The sequence below is a fragment of the Pedobacter sp. genome (assembly GCF_041645105.1).
Lineage (GTDB): Bacteria > Bacteroidota > Bacteroidia > Sphingobacteriales > Sphingobacteriaceae > Pedobacter.
Genome location: NZ_JBAZQQ010000001.1, coordinates 679943 through 705955, shown reverse-complemented (window position 1 = coordinate 705955; position 26013 = coordinate 679943). Strand labels below are relative to the sequence as shown.

Annotated in this window: 13 protein-coding genes; 12 read left to right on the top strand and 1 reads right to left on the bottom strand. The window is 38.0% G+C overall.

The window, feature by feature from the left end; translation table 11 throughout:
* Positions 1 to 81: 81 nt before the first annotated feature.
* The 8 genes from WC623_RS02910 to WC623_RS02875 all read left to right on the top strand — a co-directional run bounded on the left by WC623_RS02910 (position 82) and on the right by WC623_RS02875 (position 16729).
* Positions 82 to 5769: an Ig-like domain-containing protein gene (locus WC623_RS02910; protein ID WP_372848011.1), complete on the top strand. Its 5688-nt coding sequence runs from the start codon at positions 82 to 84 to the stop codon at positions 5767 to 5769.
* Between the two features lie 13 nt (positions 5770 to 5782).
* The gene (locus WC623_RS02905; RefSeq protein ID WP_372848010.1) at positions 5783 to 6673 is read left to right on the top strand and encodes a PorP/SprF family type IX secretion system membrane protein; all 891 of its coding nucleotides are present in this window, start codon (positions 5783 to 5785) and stop codon (positions 6671 to 6673) included.
* A gap of 3 nt (positions 6674 to 6676) precedes the next feature.
* A complete protein-coding gene (locus WC623_RS02900; RefSeq protein ID WP_372848009.1) occupies positions 6677 to 7177 on the top strand; it encodes a hypothetical protein in 501 nt (166 codons plus the stop codon).
* A gap of 4 nt (positions 7178 to 7181) precedes the next feature.
* A complete protein-coding gene (locus tag WC623_RS02895; protein WP_372848008.1) occupies positions 7182 to 9608 on the top strand; it encodes a carbamoyltransferase C-terminal domain-containing protein in 2427 nt (808 codons plus the stop codon).
* Between the two features lie 58 nt (positions 9609 to 9666).
* Entirely contained in the window at positions 9667 to 10251 is a 585-nt protein-coding gene (locus WC623_RS02890; protein ID WP_372848007.1) for an RNA polymerase sigma-70 factor, read from the top strand.
* Between the two features lie 87 nt (positions 10252 to 10338).
* Positions 10339 to 11334, top strand: coding sequence for a FecR family protein (locus WC623_RS02885; RefSeq protein WP_372848006.1), 996 nt, complete (start codon positions 10339 to 10341; stop codon positions 11332 to 11334).
* Between the two features lie 184 nt (positions 11335 to 11518).
* Positions 11519 to 14992 carry a TonB-dependent receptor gene (locus WC623_RS02880; protein ID WP_372848005.1) on the top strand — a complete coding sequence of 1158 codons (3474 nt, stop codon included), beginning with the start codon at positions 11519 to 11521 and terminating at the stop codon, positions 14990 to 14992.
* 9 nt (positions 14993 to 15001) lie between these two features.
* Complete coding sequence (locus WC623_RS02875) at positions 15002 to 16729, top strand: RagB/SusD family nutrient uptake outer membrane protein (protein ID WP_372848004.1); 1728 nt, start codon at positions 15002 to 15004, stop codon at positions 16727 to 16729.
* 52 nt (positions 16730 to 16781) lie between these two features.
* On the opposite strand, the gene WC623_RS02870 is transcribed toward WC623_RS02875, so the two are convergent.
* Positions 16782 to 18224: an amino acid permease gene (locus WC623_RS02870; protein WP_372848003.1), complete on the bottom strand. Its 1443-nt coding sequence runs from the start codon at positions 18222 to 18224 to the stop codon at positions 16782 to 16784.
* Between the two features lie 268 nt (positions 18225 to 18492).
* On the opposite strand from WC623_RS02870, the gene WC623_RS02865 reads away from it, so the two are divergent.
* The 4 genes from WC623_RS02865 (at position 18493) to WC623_RS02850 (ending at position 26005) form a co-directional block, all read left to right on the top strand.
* Positions 18493 to 19035: an RNA polymerase sigma factor gene (locus WC623_RS02865; protein WP_372848002.1), complete on the top strand. Its 543-nt coding sequence runs from the start codon at positions 18493 to 18495 to the stop codon at positions 19033 to 19035.
* A 41-nt stretch (positions 19036 to 19076) separates the two neighbouring features.
* A complete protein-coding gene (locus WC623_RS02860; RefSeq protein WP_372848001.1) occupies positions 19077 to 20219 on the top strand; it encodes a FecR family protein in 1143 nt (380 codons plus the stop codon).
* A gap of 73 nt (positions 20220 to 20292) precedes the next feature.
* Positions 20293 to 22467 carry a sialidase family protein gene (locus WC623_RS02855; RefSeq protein WP_372848000.1) on the top strand — a complete coding sequence of 725 codons (2175 nt, stop codon included), beginning with the start codon at positions 20293 to 20295 and terminating at the stop codon, positions 22465 to 22467.
* 61 nt (positions 22468 to 22528) lie between these two features.
* Positions 22529 to 26005 carry a TonB-dependent receptor gene (locus tag WC623_RS02850; protein WP_372847999.1) on the top strand — a complete coding sequence of 1159 codons (3477 nt, stop codon included), beginning with the start codon at positions 22529 to 22531 and terminating at the stop codon, positions 26003 to 26005.
* Positions 26006 to 26013 lie beyond the last annotated feature (8 nt).

Sequence of the window (26013 nt, the reverse complement as noted above, 5' to 3'; positions counted from 1 at the left end):
TTGACGTTTATAATTGGTACGCAATTACCAAAATTGTATGCCAATTATACTTACAATTACGCTTTGATCTAAGATAATGCTATGAGAAATTTTACTAAACTGCTCCTGCTTTGCTGTTTATTCCTTTGTGGATTTAAAGGCAACGCACAGGTTACTACAGGAGATATCGCCATAATTGGTTTTAATGGAGTTAACAATCCAGCAGAACTGGCAATTGTTACCCTGGCAGCAATCCCTTCAGGACAAACTATTTATATTACAGACAGAGGTTGGAAGGCTGAAGATGGCTTTCATACAAGCAATATTACTGTAGAAGGGTTAATTGCCTGGACTATAACAACGCCAATTCCTGCTGGAACTGTATTTAAAGCTTCTATTACAGCTCATTTAACAACTCCAACAGTTGCTGGATTAGAGGCATATGGTACATCTGTTGTAACTGGGTGGTCAAGTTTAGTAACGGCATCAGGAGGTGATAATTGGTTTGTTTATACTGGGTCAACAGAGAGTCCATCATTTGTTTATGGATTTGCCAATTGGGCAACCAATACACCAGGGGGTGGGGCAAATGGTCCATGGCAGAGTTCTGGTACCGTAACAGCAACTTCTTCTTACCTTCCACCCTCTTTAGCAGGAAATTTTTCTCCGGCTTTTACTGGGACGACACTTCATGGCGATTACATTATCTATACGGGACCTATTGTAGGTACGAAGGATCAAATATTAGCGAATTTGGCGGGAACTGGTAACTGGACGACTAGCGAGACTACTCCTGCTATGCTGACTCCCGAAGATCCTGCAGGTGGTTTTCCTGGTACTCAACCTATTTTTCAGCTTCCTCCTTCAGTTGCAAAAGTAACTTCGACTACAGAAGATAAAGCTTATGGAATTGGTGCTGAAATATCTATACAAGTTGTTTTTTCTGTACCTGTTACTGTAACAGGGGCTCCAACATTAGCCTTAAATAGTAATGCTATTGCAAGTTATGAATCTGGTAGCACCACAAAAACACTCAATTTCAAGTATGTTATAGCTGCTGGTCAAAACTCACTAGACCTTGATTATGTTAATACGACATCATTGTCATTAAATGGAGGATCTATCCTGGATGAAGATGGAAATATTGCAATACTCACTTTACCTTTGCCTGGCGCGACTGGCTCACTAGGGCTAAATAAAGCAATTATTATTGATACTCAGGCTCCAGTTGCACCGTCTATACCAGTATTGGCTGCCGCAAGTGACAGCGGGGTTTCTTCTACGGATAAAATAACCAACGTAACTACACCTGTAATTACCGGAACGGCAGAATCAGGTTCTACAGTAACATTGTACGATACCGATGGAACAACCGTACTTGGCTCGGGAGTAGCTAGTGGTGGAAATTGGTCGATCACAACGACAACCCTGTCCCAGGGAGCTCATACTCTTACTGCAAAAGCAAGAGATGCTGCAGGAAATATAGGTATAGCCTCTGCAGGATTAGTCATTACGATTGATACGACTTCACCAACACTGGTCATTAGTAGCAACGTGTCGATCTTAAAATCAGGAGAAACAGCAACCATAAGTTTTACCTTTAGCGAAGATCCGGGATCTACATTTACATGGGACGGTTCAAGCGGTGATGTTGTTGTTAGCGGAGGGACTTTAGGTGCGATTTCAGGTTCAGGTTTAGTACGAACAGCAACATTCACACCATCAGAGAACATCAATATGGGAAGTGTGAGTATTACTATAGCAGCAGGTTTGTATACAGACATAGCAGGGAACAATGGGGCAGCAGGTAATACACCTTCTTTAACTTTTGATACGCAGGCTCCGTTAGCACCATCTATTCCTGTATTGGCTGCAGGAAGTGATAGTGGTATTTCTGATACTGATAAAATAACTAATGTCACTACACCTGTTATTACGGGAACTGCTGAAATAGGCGCTACTGTTACTTTATATGATACAAATGGTACAACTGTTCTTGGTACAGCTGTCGCTACGAATGGAAATTGGTCAATCACCAGCTCGACTTTATCTTCAGGAAATCATACCCTTAGGGCAAAAGCTACAGACGTGGCTGGAAATATGGGTGTTGCATCAGCAGGACTATCTATCACGATTGATACGACTTCACCAACACTGGTCATTAGTAGCAACGTGTCGATCTTAAAATCAGGAGAAACAGCAACCATAAGTTTTACCTTTAGCGAAGATCCGGGATCTACATTTACATGGGACGGTTCAAGCGGTGATGTTGTTGTTAGCGGAGGGACTTTAGGTGCGATTTCAGGTTCAGGTTTAGTACGAACAGCAACATTCACACCATCAGAGAATATCAATGCTGGAACCGCGAGCATTACTGTAGCGGCAGGTTCATATACTGACGTGGCAGGAAACAATGGAGCGGCAGGTAATACACCTTCTTTAACTTTTGATACAGAAGCTCCGTTAGCACCATCTACGCCAGTATTGGCTACAGCGAGCGACAGTGGAACATCTTCTTCTGATAATATAACTAATGTAACTAACCCTGTTATTACGGGAACAGCTGAAATAGGTGCCACTGTTACTTTGTATGATACAGATGGTATAACTGTACTTGGTACAGCTGTTGCTGCGACTGGAAATTGGTCAATCACCAGCTCAAGTCTATCTTCTGGAAGTCACACTCTTACCGCCAAGGCGAGAGATATTGCTGGAAATACAGGTGTTGCCTCAGCAGGACTATCTATCACGATTGATACAACTTCACCAACGTTAGCCATTACCAGTAATGTGTCTACCTTAAAATCCGGACAAACTGCAACTATTGCATTTACCTTCAGTGAGAATCCAGGAATAACATTTGTTTGGGATGGTTCAAGCGGTGATGTTGTTGTTAGCGGAGGGACTTTAGGTGCGATTTCAGGTTCAGGTTTAGTACGAACAGCAACATTCACACCATCAGAGAACATCAATGCTGGAACCGCGAGTATTACTGTAGCGGCAGGTTTGTATACTGATGTGGCAGGAAACAATGGAGCAGCAGGTGTTTCACCAGCATTAACTTTTGATACACAGGCTGCAACTTTAACAGCGGTAAATATTGTTTCCAATAATGCAATAGGTACACTTGCCACAGTTGGCAATACCGCTAAACTGACCTTCACCTCAAGTGAAGCACTACAAACACCTGTAGTAACAATTGCAGGAAATACGGTAGTGCCAACTGCAGTAGGTAACAATTGGACAGCAAACTATATTTTTAATAGCACTGATATTGAAGGTCCCGTTACCTATAATATTGCTTTTAATGATCTTGCAGGTAATGCCGGTATTCCTGTTTCAACAGGAACTGGTACTATAATCTTTGATAAATCTGGACCAGCAATTCCTAATGATTTAACTGCGACATCTGGTGATGCACAGATTGAATTAAACTGGACTGGCAATACTGAAACCGACCTGGCTAAATACCGTATTTTATATGGAACAACGGCTAATCCTACTACAGCATTACCAGATATTACAGCTGGGACAACAGTCTTTACACATACAGGATTAACTAATGGCACTACTTATTATTACCGTATCCAGGCTATTGATAAAGCAGGAAACATTGGGGCAACTAGTAGTGCAAATGTTACAGCAGTGCCAAAGGCAAATCAAACGATTACTTTTAATGCCATTGCTGCTAAAACCTATGGAGGTGTATCTTTTCAATTGGGTAATGCCAATTCATCAGCTCGATTAACTGTGGTTTATACTGCTACAGACCCATCAATAGTTAGTATCACTGGAAATACTGCTACTATTTTGAAGGCTGGAAGTACAGTAATTACTGCTACTCAGTCAGGAAATGGAAGTTTTAATGCGGCCGTACCTGTTCTTCAAACATTATTAGTTAATCAAAAAACCTTGACTATTACAAGTTCTAATCGTAATAAAGAATATGGAGTTTTATTAACTATGAGTGATTTTACCGGGACTATTACAGGTAATCTGAGTGGTGATAATATTAGTGTCACTCGGAACAGTACAGGTGCAGGCATTACTGCAACTACAGCAAGTACTTATCCAATTATCGCAACCCTGGTTGATCCAAATAATAAGTTAGCGAATTATACTGTAACGAATACGCCTGGTGTATTGACGGTTAATCCGAAAGTTCTGACTATTACTGCTTCGCCTAGAGCTAAAACTTACGGTGATGTTGTTAATTTTACTGGAACAGAGTTTACTCAAACAGGACTAATCAATGGCAATACAGTTACCTCGGTAACTTTGAGTAGTAATGGTGCGATGGCCACGGCATCTGTAGCAGGTTCAACTTATCCAATTATAATTTCGACTGCAACAGGAACAGGCCTGAATAACTATATTATCAATTATGAAAATAGTGAATTAACTGTTAATAGAAGAAATCTAACCATTACGGCTGACTCTAAGGAGAAATTCGCCGGTACTGCAAATCCAGTGTTTACGGCTAGTTATACCGGTTTTGCAAACGGGGAGACCAACTCGGTATTAACAACTCAACCAATATTTACAACTTCTGCGGTTACAAATAGTCCTATTGGAGATTATCCGATAACTGTTAGTGGGGCTGCTGCTGCAAATTACACCATCGGTTACATGCCAGGCAACCTGAAAATAAAACCTGGAGCGCCAACAAGTATTACGTTGGCAGGTGTAACACTTTACGAAAATAGTGTCGCAGGGACTAATGCAGGTACGTTAAGCAGTACTTCTGATGATCCAAGTGCAGTATTTACATTTACACTGGTTTCTGGAACGGGTGACACAGATAATAGCTTATTTGCCATAGCTGGAAATAAGATCAATACAGCATCGGTACTTGATTTTGAAAACAAAGCAACTTATAGCGTACGTGTAAGAAGTACCACGCAGTATGGTTTAAGCCTGGATAAAGTAATGACAATTGCTTTAAGTAATGTTAATGAAATTCCAACACTTGCTACAATTGCTAATCAAACCATTTGCTTTAATACAGCTGTACAAAATGTTGCTTTAACGGGCATTACAGCCGGACCTGATGCAGGACAAACAACTACATTATCTGTTAGCAGCAATAACCCCGAATTATTTGAAAATTTAAATGTTTCAGGGACTGGTACTACCGGAACGCTTGGCTACCGCATTAAAGCTGGGGCTGTAGCAGGAACAGCAACTGTAACAGTAATGGTGAAAGATGACGGTGGAACAGCCAACGGTGGGATAGATACGTACAGTAGAACTTTCGTAATTACCGTAAATGCCTTGCCTGTTGTTTCAATCAACAGTAATAAAGGGATGGTAATTAGTAAGGGGGAATCTGTATTGTTAAGTGCAACCGGAGGAGCCAGTTATACATGGGCAAGTCATAGCAGTATCATTGGTGGACTAAGCTCTGCAACAATTGAAGTAAGGCCACGTGAGACTACGACTTATACTGTAACTGTTACTAATGCCAGCGGTTGTTCAGAAACCAAAACCTTTACGCTTACTGTACAAGAAGATTACGAGAAAGTGAAAGCGACCAATATCCTTTCTCCAAATAATGATGGTTACAATGATAAGTGGAAAATTGACAACATTGACTTTTATCCTAATAATGAGGTGAAGATTTTTGACAAGGCGGGTCGTATGATATACAGTAAAAAAGGTTACGATAACAGTTGGGATGGAACTTTTAATGGTACTGCTCTAGCTGAAGGGACTTATTATTATATCATTGATTTTGGCACTAATAGAAGAGCATTTAGAGGCTTCATCACAATAGTAAGAAACGATTAAGGAATTCCGAGAAATGAAAATCATATCTAAAACATTACTACTTATGGCCATTATGGCCATAAGTAGTTCAACACTAAAAGCACAGTTAAATCCATTGTCAGCACAGTATTATACTAATCAGTATTTGATTAATCCTGCATTTGCGGGGGCTGGACAAGGCTTAAAATTGAATGGAGCTTATCGTAAATTGTGGAGTAATGTTGAAGGCTCACCATTAACCCAAAGTCTGACCGCCGATTATGGCTTTAATAAATTAGGCCTCGGCTTAACCATAAACAATGAGAGTGAAGGTTTGCAAAGACAAACCAGAGTAGTAGGTAGCTATGCCTATCACCTGAAGTTAAGTGAGGATAATCACCAATTACACTTTGGGGTGTCACTGGGATTCTTGAGCCAGCGTCTGGAAAATGAAGATGCTTATGGTGATCCTAATGACCCATTGGTAGGGCAGTACAATGATCGCAGAACCTACCTGGATGGAGACTTTGGGATTGCCTATACTTCAAATAAATTAAATGTCCAGGCAGCAATTCCTAACTTAAAAAGCATATTGAAAAAGGATGTTATCAAATTAGCGGATGTAGCAACTTTTTATTCAGCTGTGAGCTATAAAATAGGGATCAGTGAAGGCCCTGAAGGAGTAGATGTAGAACCTAAAATTGCTTATCGTGGCGTTAAGGGATTTGATAATATCTGGGATGCTGGTGCGCAACTCAGTATCGCCAATAAACAGGTGTTTTTACTGGGTATGTACCACAGTACAGAGAGTGCAACTTTTGGCTTAGGAATGGATTACAAAAAGAAGTATCTGATTAGTGGAACATACACGACTCAAACCTCCGCATTAAGTTCTTATACCAATGGAAGTTTTGAGTTGAACCTTCGGATAAATTTAAATAAGTAATTCGTGACTGATCATAAGGAACTGAAATTGATTCTATCTTTCCTGAAAGAGATAGAGATTACAGTTATTGAAAGAGAACTGTCTGAACCAACATTTTTGCCTGGTTTAAGCCTTGGACCTAATTGTATATATGTTGATTATTCCAGGTTACTTTATCCCGGTGATCTTCTCCATGAAGCTGGACACCTTGCTGTTGCTACAGGTGAACAGCGTGGTAATATTGGCAACATATCAGCCGATAAGAACTGGCCAACGGAAGGAGAAGAATTAGGTGCTATATTATGGTCTTATGCAGCGCTGAAACATATTGGTATTCCTGAGCAGATTGTTTTTCATGAAAATGGTTATAAGGATGATTCGCAGTGGCTGATTGATAATTTTAGTAATGGAATTTATATTGGTCTGCCATTTTTAGAATGGACAGGAATTGCGCTGGGAAAAGAAAGGGCTGAAAAGGAAGGTAAACCAGAATTTCCCTTGGTTTTAAAATGGATTAGAGATTAAATGAATGTCTAAACCTATATATGTTCTTGGAACGGGCCTTTCCCATGATGGATCTGCTGTTTTGCTCAAAGATGGGAAAGTATTTGTAGCAATAGAAAAGGAAAGGGTTTCCCGACGTAAGCATGATGGGGGAAATGATTCATTAGCCATACAGTACTGTTTAGATGCCGCGGGTATTACCTTGGATGAAGTGCAGCTTGTAGTACAATGTGCAAATTTTGAAACACCTGCCGCTGAACGTTATCAAGGAAAAAGATTATTCCACAATAATCAGCCAAATTTATTCTCAATCTCACACCATCTTGCTCATGCTTATAGTGCTGTAGGAACATGTCCTTTTGAAGAGTGTGTAGTTATGGTAATCGATGGTGCTGGGAGTCCTTATCCGCAGTGTATTGATATCGATAAAGCTGAAGTTCTACCAAGGGACCTGGCTGTTCTTAGTAAACAAAAATTCTGGTGTGAAAAGGATAGTTTCTATTTTTTTGACGGGTACCAGTTGTTACCTGTTTTCAAAGATTTTAGTGAGTTTGATACACCTTCGAATAGCTTTTTTTATCATCAAACAACTAAACACTCTATTGGGGGTTTCTACTCTAGTATCAGCAAGTATGTATTCCGTGATATGGATGATGTAGGAAAGTTGATGGGCTTAGCTCCATATGGGAAACCTGGACGTTGGCCAAGCTGTGCATTTGAATTTAAGGATGGTCGTGTATTTGTTGGAAACGAATGGCAGCACTTTTTTGATCGACCTTGTAAAGATGAAAAAGACTTTAAAAATAATTTTCAATACTATGCTGATGTAGCACGCTGGGCTCAGGATAATGTTGAATTGGCTGTCGTTTTTTGTTTTAAAGATCGTTTGTCCAGGTTTCCACATGAAAATGTTTGCTTTTCTGGTGGAGTAGCTTTAAACGCGGTTGCGAATGCACGATTGTTAAAGACAAAGGAAATAAAGAACCTTTATCTTGAGCCTGCTGCGGGAGACAATGGTATCGCATTAGGTTGTGCCTACTATGGATGGATGGTACTTTTAAATCAGAAAAAAGTACTTCATAATGGAGATACCTGCTTTGGGAAAACTTATGCTGAATCAGAAATTCTTAAAACAGCTAAAGATAGTGGGATGGTATTTGAAACTAAGCAGATAGAAAAAGAGCTCCTCATGGATGTAGCCAGGTTTCTCGCTGACGGTAAAACTGTAGCCTGGTTTCAAGATGGCGCAGAATTTGGCCCTCGTGCATTAGGACATCGGAGTATTCTGGCACATCCTACTATAAACGGTTTGAAAGACCATATTAATAAAAATATTAAATTTAGGGAAGACTTCAGACCTTTTGCTCCTGCTGTTCTAGTAGAATATGCCAGTGAATACTTTGAAAGTGGAAGGCCAAGCCCTTACATGATCCTTGTTGATCTGGTTAAAAAGGAGTATGCAAATCAGTTGCGGAATGTAATACATGTGGATGGAACAGCTAGAGTTCAAACTGTAGATAGGATATGGAATAGTCGTTTTGCGGCTCTTTTAGATGAATTTAAACGATGTTCAGGGATACCAATTTTGCTGAATACCAGTTTAAACAAAAAAGGGATGCCAATTGTAGAAACACCTGAAGAAGCCATTGCCTTCTTTATTGAAACAGCACTTGATGTACTGGTACTCGGAAATGTGATTTTTAAAAAAGATTTAGGATTAACGTTTAAAAAAATGTCAGATAAATTTGCAGACAATGGGCCTATTAAACAATTAAAACTCCCTTTTGAATTTAATGTTTCCTTACTTCAAGCAGAAATGCAAAGTATTCAAGATAACATTTGGATTGCCCATTACAATAAGAATGACTATGATGGATCATGGACTAGTCTTGCCCTATATTCAAAAGATGGGATGGCCTCTACTATTTATGCTTCAATGGACAATAATTCTACTCTAAAGGCTACAGAAATAATAGGTTCATGCAAATACCTGCAAGAAGTTCTTGAAGTTTTTAAATTTGAAAAAGTTGCAGTAAGATTAATGCGACTGAATGCAGGGGCAGTGATTAAGCCACATAAAGATCATGCTTTAGGTTATGAGGATGGTGACTTTCGCTTACATATTCCAATTGTAACAAACCCAGATGTCAATTTCATGTTAGGTGGAGAACGGATTGTGATGAATGAGGGCACATGTTGGTATATCAATGCAAATGAAGAGCATGCTGTGAGTAATAATGGACTAACAGATCGGATTCATTTGGTTATCGATGGGAAAAGAAATGAATGGACTGATGATATATTTTTTTCACTTGCACCAGAATCTTCTTTTCAAAAAGTTGAGAGAAAAATGTCCTTAAAAGAGCAGGAACAAATGATTGAAGAACTGAAACGTATGAATACGCCTGCTGCAAATGCTATTATAGCACAACTTCAAAATTCATTTCCATAGATTTTAAAAAATTTAAATCTAAGATCAAATGATCTGTTTTTTTACTTAGATTTAACTTATGAGGAACTTGAAGGAGCTTTCTGATATGGAACTATGTGCATTGCTTGTTGAGAGCGATAATCATGCCTTTGAAGAAATCTTTAATCGTTATTGGTCTGTCTTATATTCAGCCGCTTATAAACGCTTAAAATCTCATGAAAAGACTGAAGAAATCGTTCAAGATTTATTTACCCTTTTGTGGTCTAAAAGAGAGAATATTCGAGTTCATACTTCATTGTCTGGTTATCTTTTGACCACAGTACGCTATCTGGTACTCAATTATTTTCAAAAAGAATCAGTAAGGGAATCTTATAAAAATTCTCTGGATCTTACCTATGCATATGACAACTCTACTGAGGATACCATTCTTCTTAATGATTTAAAAAGAAATCTTGAAATAGAAGTTAACAACCTTCCTCCGCAATGTCGGTCTATCTATGAACTTAGTCGTAACGAGCATATTGTTAACAGTGAAATTGCAACATTGCTCAGTATCTCCGAAAAAACAGTAGAAGGCCATCTGACAAAGGCTATCAAGCGATTAAAAGTCAGGCTTAAAACGCATACTGCTGGAATCATCATTGTAGTAATCTCATTGTTTTAATTTTTTTTCTCTATTGAGCAAGGGTTAGGGGAGAGCAAACTGTCTATATAAGTAAGCAACAAACTGAAAGTATAGAAAAAGCTCCATATGAATGATGATGTTTTACAAAAATTAGTTAAGAAGTATTTGAATGATGAATGCAACCCGCAGGAAATTCGTAGACTTCATGAGTGGTATAATTCTTTTGATGAGGATCAGGATATTATTGCTTTTCTAACTCCCGAACAATTACAGAAGCTTAGACAGCGTTTAATTTCGCGCATCAGGAAGAATATCTCTGCCGACTTGGAAGCAAGTCAAACAATAGTCAACAGAAATAGAAGCTCAAAGAAAAATATCTATCTGATAACCGGAATTGCAGCAACGGTATTATTGGTATTGGGCTTATTTCTCTTTAGGAGTAGCGATACTATATCTCCGTTGAGATCTATGTCAGAAGAAATAGTTGTCTTTAATACTTCAAAAAGTATTCAAAAGGTGATGCTTGAAGACAGTAGCATTGTATGGTTGAATCCGAACAGCAAAATTGTGTATCCAAGAAAATTTCTGGCAGCCAGTAGGGAACTTCATATGCATGGTGAAGCATTTTTCGAAGTCACTCCTGATGCTAACAGGCCCTTTATTATTTATAGCGACAATATAGTTACCAGGGTATGGGGAACCAGTTTTCTTGTGAGGTCAGTTGAAGGTGCTCAGGAAGAAGTCTCGGTGGTCACAGGAAAGGTGTCCGTACGTCTTCAAAAACAGGATGATGATGCTCAGATCATGTTAACGCCTGATCAGAAAGCTACCTTTTTTAAGGCTGATAATGTCTTGAAGAAGGGAGATGAGCTTAAAAAATCTCCTGTACGAATCTGGCAGAAAACAACCTTATCTTTTGATAATATGCCACTTAGAGATGTACTTAAAACACTCAATAAAAAGTTCATGATGAATATCAATAGTACAGATGAATTACTTCTTAATTACTCCTTAACAGCAGATTTTACAGATCAGAGCCTGCCTGCAATTTTGGAAATGCTGGAAAAATCCCTGAATCTGAAATATGAAATAGATGATAACCAAATAATTTTAAACAACTAAACTAAAAGAACCAATATGATTAACAAGAAGATTACTTCTAAACCTAAAATCCGTAGTGCTTTGCTCCGGAATAGGAGGGTAGAATTTACCTGGTCAGTTTTAACTGAATTGTCTCATTTTAACAGAAAAAACTAATGATCTTATGAAAATTAATTTACAAAAAAATAATACATGGTCTAGAATTATGAAGAATACACTAAGACAGTTAATCATAGCAGTCGTATTCACTGGTATTTCTTTTGCCAAAGAAATTAAGGCCCAGACTGTATTGGACAGACCGGTAACAATATCGGTTGCTGATGATAGATTAGAAGTTGCCTTAAGAGTATTGGAGCAAAAAGCTGATGTTAAGTTTGTTTACAGCAAGGATGTAATCAAAATAGATCAGAAAGTTTCTCTTTCCGTTAGTGGCCAGAAACTAGGTTCAGTACTTGACAGACTGTTGAATGCCAATGGGATTTCATACGAGGTATTTGATGATCGGATTGTGCTTGGAAAGCGTGTAACTAAAGATCCGGCTGCGTTGGTTAACCTGGAACCTGTAATTGAACAAACTCAACTTAAGGTCACAGGAAAAGTTGCAGATAAGGACGGACTGCCACTGATTGGTGTTAGTGTCAAACTAAAGGGGACTAAAATTGCCGTAAGCACCGATGCAAATGGTAGTTATGCACTTAATTTACCTGATGGAAATGGTACATTGGTTTTTACCTATATCGGTTATGTAACGCGTGAGGTGCCAGTAAATAATCGGACTTCTATTAATGTGAGCCTGGAAGAAGATTCCAAATCCTTAGATGATGTTGTTGTTGTGGGCTATGGAACTCAGAAGAAAACTAACCTTACCGGATCGGTTGATGTTGTTTCAGGCGAACAATTAGCAAACAGACCTGCAGCAAAAGTTGCGGATCTTTTGAAGGGGACGTCACCGAATCTTAACATTTCAATGAATTCGAGAGGAGGAGAGCCAGGAGCATCCAGTAATTGGAATATCAGGGGGATCGGTTCGATTAATGGAAATGCAAGTCCTCTGATTTTAGTTGATGGTGTGGAGGTCGATTTCAATAACATTGATCCGGAATCTATTGAAAGTGTATCTGTTTTGAAGGATGCATCAGCATCAGCAATTTATGGTTCAAGAGCGCCTTTTGGTGTGGTTCTGATCACAACTAAAAAAGGTAAAAAGGGTGAAAAGGTCAATGTTCAATATAACAATAACCTGTCATTTGCATCTCCGGCAAAAAGAATCAGTCAGGAAAACTCTTTGACCTGGGCAACTGCCTATAATCAGGCCAGTGCAAATGCCGGGCTTCCTCCAACCTATCCAAATGAACAGATGGAACGCATTAAAGGCTACCTGGCAGGTACGTATACGACTGAATATGATCCTAATAATCCGATTAATACCGTTTTTCTGGGCAGAAGAAATGGTAATGCCAACAACGACTGGGCAAGACAGATGTTTAGGGATTATTCATTTAATCAGAAACATAATGTTAATGTTTCTGGCGGCAGTGAGAATATACAATATTACATGGCAGGTGGATTTGTTAAGGATGAGGGGTTGTATCGCTACGGTAATGACATGTATGACCGGTATAATTTACTCGCCAATGTTGATGCCAGGATTACGAGTTGGTTAAAAATGAATTCCAGCTTTAAATATGCAAAAAGCCATTCCGACTATCCATTAGGTATTACTACCGTGTTAAGAGAGCACACTTTTGGTGAATTTATTACCTGGTCTCCAATGACACCTATGTATAATATAAATGGTACCATACAAAATCCATTGGTAAGAATGATGCAGGATGGGGGAAGAGACAGAACAGAAACCAATGATTTACTTTTGGCACTTGGAGGAGAGTTTGAACCTGTAAAAGGTTGGAAAACGAATGTTTCATATAATCATAATGTTATAACAAGCAGAGGGGCTGTTAACCCTAAGCCAGTTTTGGTAGAACTTGGGGATGGTAAATTCGGGAACATCGGGAAGCCTGTTTCAAGTTATCAGGCTAGTTTCGCACAACCGACATATTCATTATTCAACGTAGTCTCTTCCTACGAAAAAACGATTAATGATCATTATTTTAAAATATTGGCAGGGTATGAGCAGGATTTAAAGACATATTATTATCTCTACGCAACGGGTGCAAATCTGATTACTGAGGGAGTACCATCCATAGTTACATCACTTGGTGAGAGAGATGCAAAAGACGAAATATATCATTGGTCAACACAGGGTGTTTTTGGCCGTCTGAATTATAACTTCAAAGAGAAGTTCTTGTTGGAGTTTAGTGCACGGTACAATGGCTCTTCGCGATTTGGAGAGGGGTCGAGATGGGGTTTTTTCCCATCAGCGTCTGCAGGATATAACATTTCCAAAGAAGATTTCTGGGAACCTATAGCTCCTTATGTGAATACTTTAAAATTAAGAGGATCATATGGATCATTGGGTAATCAAAACAATGATGATAACTATCTTTATTTGTCAAGAGTCACAGGTATTCCTAATACAAACTGGATCATTGACGGGCAAAGGCCTCCTTATATACTTCCCCCTGGTTTGCTTATACCAGGATTAACCTGGGAAACCATTACTACACTGAATTTTGGTTTAGATGCCGGACTATTTAATAATCGTCTTAGTCTGAACTTTGATTGGTACGACAGGAAAACAAAGGATATGATTGGACCAGGAGAAACACTTCCTTATATTTTGGGCACACCTTCACCACCTCGTAACAATGCATCCCTGGTGACCAAAGGTTTTGAATTGTCTGTTAGTTGGAATGATCGGATTTCTGCTGACCTTGCCTATAACCTAAGACTTACCCTGGGTGACAATAAGACGAAGATTTTAGAGTACAACAATCAAAAAGGATTGATTGATACCTGGTATAAAGGTAAAAACTACGGCGAGATCTGGGGTTTTGTGACAGATGGTCTGATTCAGACTCCGGGAGAGTCTATGCCAGATCAGTCTAAGCTTGGTACCGCATGGGGGCCGGGCGACATGAAATATAAGAACCTTACCATAGGTGATAATGCTATTACCGAGGGATCTAGAACATTAAATGATCATGGAGATTTAACAATTATCGGTAATACTTCTCCAAGATTTAATTTTGGTTTTACCGGAGGTATTAACTGGAAAGCTTTCGATTTCAATATGTTCTGGCAAGGTGTAGCAAAACAAGATTATTATCCTCATGCTAATTCAAGTTTGTTTTACGGTCTGACTGCAGCGTTCTCATCATCTTCAATCCTTAAAGATTCTCCATCATTAGATTATTGGAGGCCTGCTGATGAAACAAATATCCTTGGACCGAATACAGATGCTTATTTTGCAAAGCCTTATTTTAATGCTCAACAAACGAATAAAAATCGCTGGGTTCAATCCAGATATGTACTTAATGGGGCATACATGAGGTTAAAAAATGTTACGATAGGCTATACATTGCCTCATAAATTTGCAAATAAAGTGTTCATGCAAAAAGCCAGGGTTTTTGTTTCCGGAGAAAATCTGTTGACATTTACCAGTTTACCTAAGACGCTTGATCCTGAAACGGTATTTGCTAACAATACGGGTAATTCTGTACAGGCAACCTATCCGATTTCTAAATTCCTGACCCTTGGTTTTAACTTAACCTTTTAACTAACTATTATGAAATCTTTAAAAATAATTATCAGTTTCATGGCATTGGGTATAACCCTAGCCGGATGCAAAAAGGATTTTTTAAATTTAAAGCCTTTAGACCAAGTACTCGCCAAGGATTATTTTAAGACTCCTGACGAGCTTAAGACTTATCTCAATCAATTCTACACGAATACCACGTTCCCAATATATGGTAATTATGGAAGTGATTTCGGTACCGATAATGAAATCAGGTTAAGTATTGACCAGCGGTTAGAGGGGTCAAGGTTATTGACCACCACTGGAACTATAAATTTTAGCAGTGTAAGAAATGTAAATTACTTTTTTGACAACTATAAAAGAGTTGAAAAAGGTTACACTTTAGATCAGTACAAACAGTATCTGGGAGAAGCTTACTTCTTTAGAGCAGTGAACTATTTTATTCTTATGCAAAGCTACGGAGATATGCAATGGATTACAACTGAACTCTTTACCGATTCTCCTGAGCTTTACAAAGCAAGAGATCCCCGTAACATTGTTGCAGATAATATTATATCATCATTGGATTCTGCTGCGAAGTATCTCACTGCAGATAAAACTACAGGTGCTGCAAGGGTAAATAAATGGATGGCTTTACTGATGCAGAGTAGGGTTGCATTATATGAGGGGTCATGGGAAAAGTATCATAATGGAGGTCCTTTTGCCGTAGCTAATTCTAATCCTAATAAATACTTTAATAAGGCTGTGGAAGCTGCGGGGAAAATTATGGATTCCAAAATATATGATGTTTATACAACTGGTAAGCCAGCTACAGATTATAAAGATCTGTTCTCTCTGCGAGACTACGCTTCCAATAGGGAAGTCATGTTTTGGAAGAAGTACGATAACGGGTTAACGAGGGGGGATGCGGCATTCGTAAATGATAGAAATTTCAGAATGGAATTGCCTACAGGAAATACCATTACCAAACAACTCGCCGATTCTTATTTGTGTACTGATGGGAAACCAATAACAGTAAGCCCACTTTTTAATGGTTACTCTACCATAAAAATTGAAGGACAGAACCGTGACCCGCGCTTTTTTCAAACCATTGCTTCGCCAGATGAGGTTTGGAAGATTACAGAGGGAGCAGCGAATAAATACTACAAAGAAGTTTATGACAAGCTCAATTCAGGAGGGGATTATAATGCACCTACCGGATATATTGTATTGAAAGGATACAATCCAAACATGATTTTTCATCTTCAGCAGTATGAAGAAACTCCTTCGATTGTTTACAGGTATGCAGAAGTATTACTGAATTATGCAGAGGCGAAAGCAGAATTAGGTACAATTACTCAAGATGACATCAACAATACGATTAAAAAGCTTAGAGACCGAGTGGGTATGCCAAATTTAGACATTGCCAGTATCACCGCTGACCCAGCATGGGATTTTCCAACGCTTTCACCCCTGATCAATGAAATCAGACGGGAACGTAGGGTTGAGCTTTCATTGGAAGGGTTCAGGTTTTTTGACATCCAGCGCTGGGCTGCTGCTGACGAGCTGATTTATGGTAAAAGACCCAAAGGACTTTTTGCTGCTCAATTTACCAGCAATACCTTCCCAGTTGATAATAATGGCTTTCTTGACCCATACAAAAATATCGCTCCTACTGGTTATGGATTTGTGCTAGGACGCGATTACTTAAATTCAATTCCTCAAAGTGAAATTGTATTAAACCCTACAGTTTTGAAACAGAACCCGGGCTGGCAATAAGCAGGAACGGATTGCAAATAAATCTTTAAAGCGATTAAGTAAAGCACTTGTTTTACTTAATCGCTTTATTGTTTTTGCTTCGGTTAACCAGCACATAGCAGATGTACAATAATAAAATCCATCCAGGAATCAGTTCAACTGATATTTTCAAGCCTGTTATCCACATAATTACTAAAATGCCTATTAAAAATACAAGGCATATATAATTCGATAATGGATAGATAAAAGAAGGGAATTTGGTTTTTATCTGATCTGCATCTTTACTTCTTCTAAATTTTAAATGGGTAATACTGATCATTAACCAATTAATAATCAGTGATGATACCACTAATGACATCAAAATCTCCAATGCCTTTTCTGGCATAATTTTGTTAATGATAATACATATTGCAGCAAACAAACTTGATATTAGAATTGCATTTATAGGTGCCGAGTTTTTATTCAGCTTCGATAAAAAAGATGGCGCATTCCCTTGTTCTGCCAATCCGTATAACATCCTGCTGTTACTGTAAACACAGCTGTTGTAAACAGACAACGCTGCCGTTAGTACTATAAGATTAAGGGCGTTAGCAATCACACTTGTAAAGTAAATGGTTTTGCCTAAAAAGCTAAATTGAAAACCCTTTAAACTCTCAAAAACCATTACAAAAGGACTACTATCGGTAGTAATGTTTTTCCAGGGAGATAAAGAAAACAGGATGACAAGCGCACCTACATAAAAAATCAAAATCCTGTAAATCACCTGATTAGTGGCCTTCGGTATTGTTTTCTCTGGCTGATCTGCCTCTGCTGCAGTTATCCCAATTAATTCTAGTCCGCCAAATGAAAACATGATGAGTGCAATTGCGGCAAACAATCCTTGAAAACCTCCTTTTCCATCGGCGCTAAACCATCCTTTAGCAAAAAAACCTCCATCATTCCATAGATTTTGAATCGTCGCTTGCTCTCCTCCGTGACCGCTAAAAAGCAAATAGATACCAAAAATGATCATAGCAATAATAGCGATAACCTTTATAATTGAAAACCAGAACTCTACCTCGCCGTATACTTTTACGGAAGTGAGGTTTAAGGCATTTATGACTATAAAGAAGAAAAGGCTTGATGACCATAGTGGAATTTCAGGCCACCAAAAATGCACATAAATGCCGATTGCAGTCAACTCCGACATACTTACCAGGATGTATAATACCCAATAATTCCAGCCTGAAGCAAACCCGGCAAAATGCCCCCAGTATTTATTAGCAAAATGGCTGAAACTACCCGAAACCGGTTCTTCGACTACCATCTCACCTAACTGACGCATGATAAAAAAGGCAATAATACCGGCAAGTGTGTAACCCAGAATTACAGAAGGACCTGCCAATACTGCTGCGGGACCAATACCTAGAAATAGCCCGGTTCCTATGGCGCCACCAAGGGCAATCAATTGAATATGTCTGTTCTGTAAACCTCTTTTGAGTTTCTGCTCTTCAGGTTTTTCGGGAGTTGATTTCAATATTTTTGGTATTTGTTAAACGGTAACTCGAAATTTCCCCAAAAATGGGAACTTATATTGATTATTTTACTTTTTCCGCAACCTAAACTATTTAAATTTCAATTGATGTACTGAAAGTTCTATTATTTTGGTAATATTAAATCATGATAATATATTATATAAAAAGGACAAAAAAAGTAAGAGAACAGTCCTGTTTGCATTATATATTTGATATCGCTTGAAGTAAAAACAACCAAATTTGCCTTGAATACCTATTACCCATAGTGATATGAACATTCAGTCTGACCAGCAATTGTTACAACAATTAAAGACGGGTGACACAAAAGCTTATGATGCTATTTTTTTAAAATACTATAAGCTACTTTGTGTTAACGCCTATTTCTATTTGCGCGACGAGCAAGAAGCCAAAGACCTTGTGCAAGCTTTTTTTCTAGAAATGTGGGAGAAGAATATATACATGCGCTTAAATGGCGACATTAAAGGTTATCTATTTCGCTCAGTGCAAAATAAGTGTTTAAACTATATACGACAGCAAGAAACCCAATCGAAAAGACAAGAGAAGTTGACCGATTTCCTATTTAATAATAATGATGAACAACAGGAGAATAACCATACTGATAGAATATACACTAAATTAGACGGGGCACTTAATGATTTATCTAAACAGAGGAAAGAAGCTTTAAAACTGGTTTACCTTCAGGATAAGAAATATAAGGAGGCCGCGGATATAATGGGGATTAGTATCAATTCTCTGAAAACACATTTGAAGACCGGACTCAAAAGTTTACGGGAAACATTAAATTTATTTTAAAAAAACTAACCTAAAATAGCCCTTTTGGTGTATTAATATTAATGATAACTGATCAAGACTATATTCGTCAATTATATATGGAGAAACTGACTGGCACATTAAGTCCGGCAGACGAGATCCATTTGCAAAAAATATTAAAGGCTGATATAACTAATCAAACCTTTTGGGATGAGTTGGAAGAGCAAAGTGCATTTTTAGGTGCAGAGAAGTTCATGACAGCCATTGATCCGGAGTCAGATTTAGAAGCTTTAAAAAATCGGGTACAACAAGCACAAAAAAAGAAAAACAGCTTCAGAATATATGCCGCTGCAGCCAGTATATTAATTATCGCTGGTTTATTTCTTTGGTTTGGGTTAGAAAATTATAGCAACAAAATAGAACCGTTGGCTCAAAACAAGACAACCGCTGATGCTAATCAAATACAACTCCAATTAGAAAACGGAGAGGTAATCACGCTAAATAAAGAAGAAAAAAATCAACAACTTAATTATGGAGGGATCAAGCTTCGCACCTCTAACAAAGGCTTAGAGGGTATAGAAGGAGCTCAAAATGATCTGTTTACTACACTCTCCGTTCCTGCCAAACAAGATTATCAGGTTACTTTATCTGATGGCACAAAAGTCAGACTAAACTCTGTTTCAAAGCTCCGGTTCCCAATTCGTTTTAATGGAAAGACCCGTGAAGTTTATTTAGAAGGGGAGGCCTTTCTGGAAGTAGCAAAAGATAGTTCTAGACCATTTATTGTACATACTAAACAATCTGATATCAGGGTGTTGGGGACTAAGTTTAATGTGAATACTTATGATGGTGTTAAAACTAAAACTTCGTTGGTAGAAGGAGCTGTAATGCTTAGTGCAGGCCGTCATACTTCTATGAAATTAATGCCGGGAGAACAAGGGGTCTATGATTCTTCTTCAGGGTTTTCTAAAAATGATTTTGATAAAGAGTTCGTGCTTAGCTGGATAAATGGAACGTATTATTTTCAAAATGCAAGAATAGAAGAACTTTCCGAGGTGATTAATCGCTGGTTTGGTCTTAACGTAATTGTTGAAAGTCCTAAATTGGAGGAACTCCGTTTATCAGGGATGTTGGAAAAGGATCAGCTTACTGGATTTTTAAAAGATCTGGAAACTTCAAGTAATATTCAATATCAGTTAATAGGTAATAAACTTATTCTAAAATAATTTTTTTTATTTCTCTGTCACCCGATTTCAACCCGCTTGTGTAGTTGTAGTAATAACCAAATCTAAACAAGCAATGAGAAAAATTTTACTAGCTTTTCTTGCCCTGTATACTAGCTATGCGGAAGGGCAGATTTTCAAACAAGACTTTAATTCTTCTACTAATAGAACAGCATATATAGGTTCTTCAGCTAACTTATTAGATGGTATCAGTAATTTCGGCAATGCTCCATCAACCATCACAAACAATGCCTTAAGGTTTTCTAAAAATGGAGCTTCTTCGGCTTTTTTTGTTCGAAGTACCATTTTAGCGGGTAGCGCTCCCAACTTTGTGAAAATGCAGTTTAAACTTAATGTTTCTGTCCCAGCCACAGTGAATGATAATCAAAATTATGATGCTACATTTTATCTGGGTGATGGAACAGATGTTGGCTTTTCAAATCCTAGTCAGGTCACAGCACCTGTAACTGCCAGTATTCACACAAAGTTTAACATTAAACTTTTAGTTTCATCGTCGCAAGCCAAGTTCTCTATCAATAGCAAAGAATATACAGGTGAGCAGATTGTTACTCTTTATATCAATAATACCGGTGATACTATTCCCAAAATATATACAACACCAAATGGCAAAAAGGCAATGGTAGCCGATGATAAGTTTGATCTTTGGGTAGGAAATGAGCAGGTAATTAATGAAGGTGCTGCGACTACTGCCGGAACAAGCATTAATAAATTTAAGTTTGTTTATCCTTCTGGTGCTCCTAATGCTATTATAGATTTTGATGATATAGAGCTTACTGGTAATGCTGCGGAAGCACCATCTCAATGGCTGAGTGTTGTCAAATACCAGCCACCTGCAAGCAATATTTATGTAGGTAGTCCGACTATTCTAAAACTGGCAAATGGAACTCTTTTGGTTGCGCATGATTATTTTGGCCCAAACCGGCCTCGTGATGCGCAAGGAAGATCAAATTATACGAGCATCTATAAATCAACTGACAATGGATTAACTTGGTCGCTTGTTTCTAATATTTCCGGGATGTATTGGGCAAATCTTTTTGAACATAAGGGGGCGGTTTACTTAATTGGAACCAGTGCTGCAATGGCTAGTATAGCTATTCGCAAAACTACAGATGGCGGACTTACCTGGACACAGCCAGTTTCTTCATCCACAGGTTTATTGTTTAATGAAGGTGCTTCAGGTGCAGCGCCTAGATATCATGGAGCACCTACGCCAGTACTAAAATCTGGAGGCAGACTTTATCGTGCTTTCGAGAATTTAGAGGACAATACTTTAGTAGGATACAGAGGATATAAAGCATTTACCATATCTATTGATGAAAATGACGATCTGCTAGATGCTACAAAGTGGACAAAAAGTAATGAAATAGCCTTTAACAGTGCCTGGGATCCTGCGGGTTCTGCTAGTACAACTGGATGGGTGGAAGGTAATATGGTAGAAGGACCAGATGGGAAAATATGGGATATACTAAGGGTAAACTCCACACCTTTTTTCGATAGGTCAGGCAAAATAGAAATCACTAATAGCGGACAGATAGCAACCTTCTCTCCCAGTAATTTCTTTACTTTTCCTGGTGGTTCCTGCAAATTCGTAATCAGAAAAGATACATCAACGAATATCTATTGGGCAATGCTTAATGACAATACCAACGGAGTGGAATCCAATCAACGTAACGTAATGGCATTATATGCTTCTACTGATCTTAATAACTGGCATCTGGCTAAAACCTTGATGGAGGATGATCAAAATCTTAGTGCTACAAAATCAATTGAACTGACAGGCTTTCAATATCCTGACTGGCAATTCGACGGTAACACTATCATCTATCTTTCCAGAACAGCTTATGGCGATGGCGTACCAAGAAGCCATGATTCAAACTTCATTACTTTTGGTCGGCTTGAGAATTATGCAGATTATACACCCGCAACTTTGTTGTCAGCTATTAAGGCAAATGAAAGCCCTTCAATAGGTAACAAAACTTTAAACAAGAAAAAGCTAACGGCTTACCGAAATGCAGAGAATGGTAATGCAGAAGTGGTCTTCTTTTGGGATCAGTCTAATGTTCCGGAAGGAGAACTTATAATTCGTGATATTTACGGAAAAATCATTAGCAAGCAAAAAGTTCTACTTAATAAAGGATACAATAGATACTCCATACCGCTGCAAAATAAAACCAGTCTACATATCAGTTATCTCAGGATTGGTAAAGAACAATTCACTTTTAAATTTTAAAATACTCACTCTAATTGACCCTCAATAGGTATTTATATTAAATCAAATAATCCAGTTTCCGATGGGAAAAATGAAACTTATTAGCACGAGCCCAATGGGCCACTTCTTCAAATTTGCTCTTGTTTACTCTTATTTAGCATGCTTTATTAATGCAGGAGCTTTTGGGCAAGATAAAGGAGAGGATGTAAAATTAAACGTAAAGGGGACAAACATTACCTTAGCCCAGGCCTTTCTACAAATTAAAAAACAAACAGGTCTTACTGTGTTTTACAACAATCAACTTTTAAACGATAAAGAAAAAGTAAGCATTGATTTGAAAAATACCAGTTTGGGTACTGTTTTAAATACCTTATTGAAAGGTAAAAATATCGGGTATGAGATACGCAGAGATAAAGTAATCGTACTCAATAATAAACCCACTCCAGCTATTCCAGCAAATAAACAAGAAAGCACTTACCTGCTTAAAGGGAAAGTGGCTGACTCAGAGACAAATGAAACTCTTATCGGGGTTTCAATAGTCGTTAAAAGTGAAAAGAATCGAATGTCGGTAACTGATAGAAATGGTAATTTTTCTATACGCGTGTCAAAATCTGATGTTTTAACTTTTATGTATGTCGGCTATAGTCCCATCGATGTACCTGTGGCAAATGTTAATAATGATCCGATTAGGCTTAAACCGAGCACAAGTGCCTTAGATGAAGTGGTGATCATTGGATATGGAGAGGTTAAAAGAAGTGATTTAACGGGGTCTGTTGCAGAGGTGAAAGTAAAGGATATACAAAAGGCACCTGTTGCTACTTTTGATCAGGCTCTTGCAGGTCGTGTCGCTGGTGTACAGGTAACCAGTAACGAAGGTCAGCCAGGTAGCCCCTCAAACATTGTAATCAGAGGAGGGAATTCTCTTACGCAGAGTAACTCACCGCTGTATGTAATTGATGGCTTCCCGATGGAAGATCCTAGTCTGGCATCCATAAATGCTCAGGATATTAAATCTATCAATATCTTAAAAGATGCTTCGGCAACGGCAATTTATGGCTCACGCGGAGCCAATGGAGTCGTAGTTATTGAAACAAAGGATGGTAAAGTTGGTAAGACTACCTTTTCCTATGATGCGAATTTTGGAATACAAAAGGTAACGGAAAAGATGGATCTGATGAGCCCTTATGAGTTTGTAAAATATCAGGCAGAGTTTGATCCGGTTTATGCAGAAAAGGCTTTTTTAAAGGATGGTATAACTTCTGAATATTATAAAGATGTTAAGGGCATAGATTGGCAGGATAAATTATTCAGGGATGGATTAGTACAAAACCATAGTCTGGCCATAAATGGTGGTAATACTTCAACTAAATTTTCTATTTCCGGTAATATTACTGATCATCAAGGTGCAATTATTAATTCTGGATTTAATCGTTATCAAGGCAGGGCTTATTTCAATCATAATGCAAATAAAAAGCTAAGTTTTAACCTTCAGATTAATTATGCCAAGGATAAAAGCTATGGTGATTTAGCTTCTACTAATACTTCAGGAACTCAACCTTATGCCAGCTTTTTACTTTACAGGGTTTGGGGATATCGCCCGTTGAACGCTTACGGAAGTACTATGGACCTCGAAAATGAGTTTATTGACAGTGATGGAAATGACGCCCGTTTCAATCCCATTATCGATTACAGCAATTCTGTAAATGATAGAAGTAACGAGAATTTTAATTTTAATGGCAACGCTTGGTATAAAATTTTACCTAATCTTACCCTCAAAGTTAAGGGGGGACTCAATTCCAGAACCTTAGAAGAAAGTAGCTTTTACAATGCTTTAACCTCAAGGGGTAGCTCGCTATCTACAGCAAATACCAAAGGAGTTAATGGCGGTATTAGGTTTACAAATTATAAAACCTGGGTTAATGAAAATACACTTACCTATAGACCTAAACTAAAAAAGGGTCAGTCTTTAACAGGTTTAATTGGCTGGACTATACAAGGTGATATCTTTAAAAGATTTGGATTGTCTGGAGAGTATGTTCCAAATGAACTGCTCGGTCTTTATGGTATTGATGAGGGAACGCCCGGAGCCAATACAGCTACGATCTCAGAAAATTACTTAATGTCTTACCTGGGACGTGTAGATTATTCATTAAATGATAAATACTTGCTTACTGCATCACTTAGGTCCGATGGATCGAGCAAGTTTGCTAAGGAAAACCGATGGAGCTATTTTCCTTCTGCTGCATTTGCATGGAAATTGAAAAATGAGAAATTTATGAATAGCTTAAGTTTTATTAGCGATGCTAAATTAAGAACCAGCTATGGTCTTACCGGTAATAATAGAATCGGTAATTATGCGATTTTCTCAGAAATGGGTTTACCGTATACCGCCTATTATTCTTTTGGAAATTCAGTTAGTCAAGGTATACAACTAAATACTTTTGGTAATAAGAATCTAAAATGGGAAACCACAGAACAAGTTGATTTAGGTATAGATTTATCATTATTTAAAAATAGAGTTAACCTTACTGTTGATTGGTATAAAAAAACCACCAGAGACTTATTGCTTAAAGCTAATGTTCCCTATAGCAGTGGATATTCTAATATTTTCAAAAATATAGGAAAAGTGAGCAATCAAGGCTTCGAATTTAGCCTTTCCACTATAAATATAGATGGTAAATCTTTTAGATGGGAATCTGATTTCAACATCAGCTTCAATAGAAATAAGATCCTTGCATTAGCAGAAGATGAGACAAGGTTATTGAATACAGTAAGTTGGGGCAACCATGGTCAAACCAATCTTTTTATTGCCCAGTTGGGCGGGCCTATTGCACAATTCTATGGATTAATGTTTGATGGCTTGTATCAGATTGATGATTTTACATGGCAAAATAATAGTGATCCTTCTATACAACACAATGCCAGATCGTATACCTTAAAAAAGGGAATTCCTACTAATGGGAGTTCAGTTATCAACCCCGGAGACATTAAATATGTTGATGTTAATGGTGATGGTATTGTAAACCTACAGGATAATGTAATTATTGGCCGGGGTTTACCCATTCATACCGGAGGCTTTAATAATAATTTTTCTTACAAATCATTTAGTCTGAATGTTTTCTTCCAATGGTCTTACGGTAATGATGTGATGAATGCAAACCGCATTTATCTCGAAGGAAATGATGCCAGTAGGTCTGCTCTAAACCAATTTGCAACTTATGCAAACCGTTGGACTTTCGAGAATCAGAATAGTAATATTCCGAGGGCAAAAGGACAAGGACCAAGTGGTTATTATAGCTCCAGAACACTTGAAGATGGTTCTTACTTACGTCTTAAAACAGTAGCATTATCTTATTCGCTCCCATCTGTGCTTACTAAAAAACTTAAAGTAGAAGATATAAGTATATATGCCTCTGCTCAAAATCTATTTACCTGGACGAATTACTCAGGAATGGATCCGGAGGTTTCTACACGTAATAGTGCATTAACTCCGGGATTGGATTACTCATCCTATCCACGTATGAAAATATTCACATTAGGGTTTAAAACATCTTTTTAATTTGAAAA

What these genes read in the sequence shown, in the direction of transcription:
- WC623_RS02910 (WP_372848011.1), top strand. Translation starts at nt 82, where the DNA reads ATGAGAAATTTTACTAAACTGCTCCTGCTTTGCTGTTTATTCCTTTGT.
- WC623_RS02905 (WP_372848010.1), top strand. Translation starts at nt 5,783, where the DNA reads ATGAAAATCATATCTAAAACATTACTACTTATGGCCATTATGGCCATA.
- WC623_RS02895 (WP_372848008.1), top strand. Translation starts at nt 7,182, where the DNA reads ATGTCTAAACCTATATATGTTCTTGGAACGGGCCTTTCCCATGATGGA.
- WC623_RS02890 (WP_372848007.1), top strand. Translation starts at nt 9,667, where the DNA reads ATGAGGAACTTGAAGGAGCTTTCTGATATGGAACTATGTGCATTGCTT.
- WC623_RS02885 (WP_372848006.1), top strand. Translation starts at nt 10,339, where the DNA reads ATGAATGATGATGTTTTACAAAAATTAGTTAAGAAGTATTTGAATGAT.
- WC623_RS02880 (WP_372848005.1), top strand. Translation starts at nt 11,519, where the DNA reads ATGAAGAATACACTAAGACAGTTAATCATAGCAGTCGTATTCACTGGT.
- WC623_RS02875 (WP_372848004.1), top strand. Translation starts at nt 15,002, where the DNA reads ATGAAATCTTTAAAAATAATTATCAGTTTCATGGCATTGGGTATAACC.
- WC623_RS02865 (WP_372848002.1), top strand. Translation starts at nt 18,493, where the DNA reads ATGAACATTCAGTCTGACCAGCAATTGTTACAACAATTAAAGACGGGT.
- WC623_RS02860 (WP_372848001.1), top strand. Translation starts at nt 19,077, where the DNA reads ATGATAACTGATCAAGACTATATTCGTCAATTATATATGGAGAAACTG.
- WC623_RS02855 (WP_372848000.1), top strand. Translation starts at nt 20,293, where the DNA reads ATGAGAAAAATTTTACTAGCTTTTCTTGCCCTGTATACTAGCTATGCG.
- WC623_RS02850 (WP_372847999.1), top strand. Translation starts at nt 22,529, where the DNA reads ATGGGAAAAATGAAACTTATTAGCACGAGCCCAATGGGCCACTTCTTC.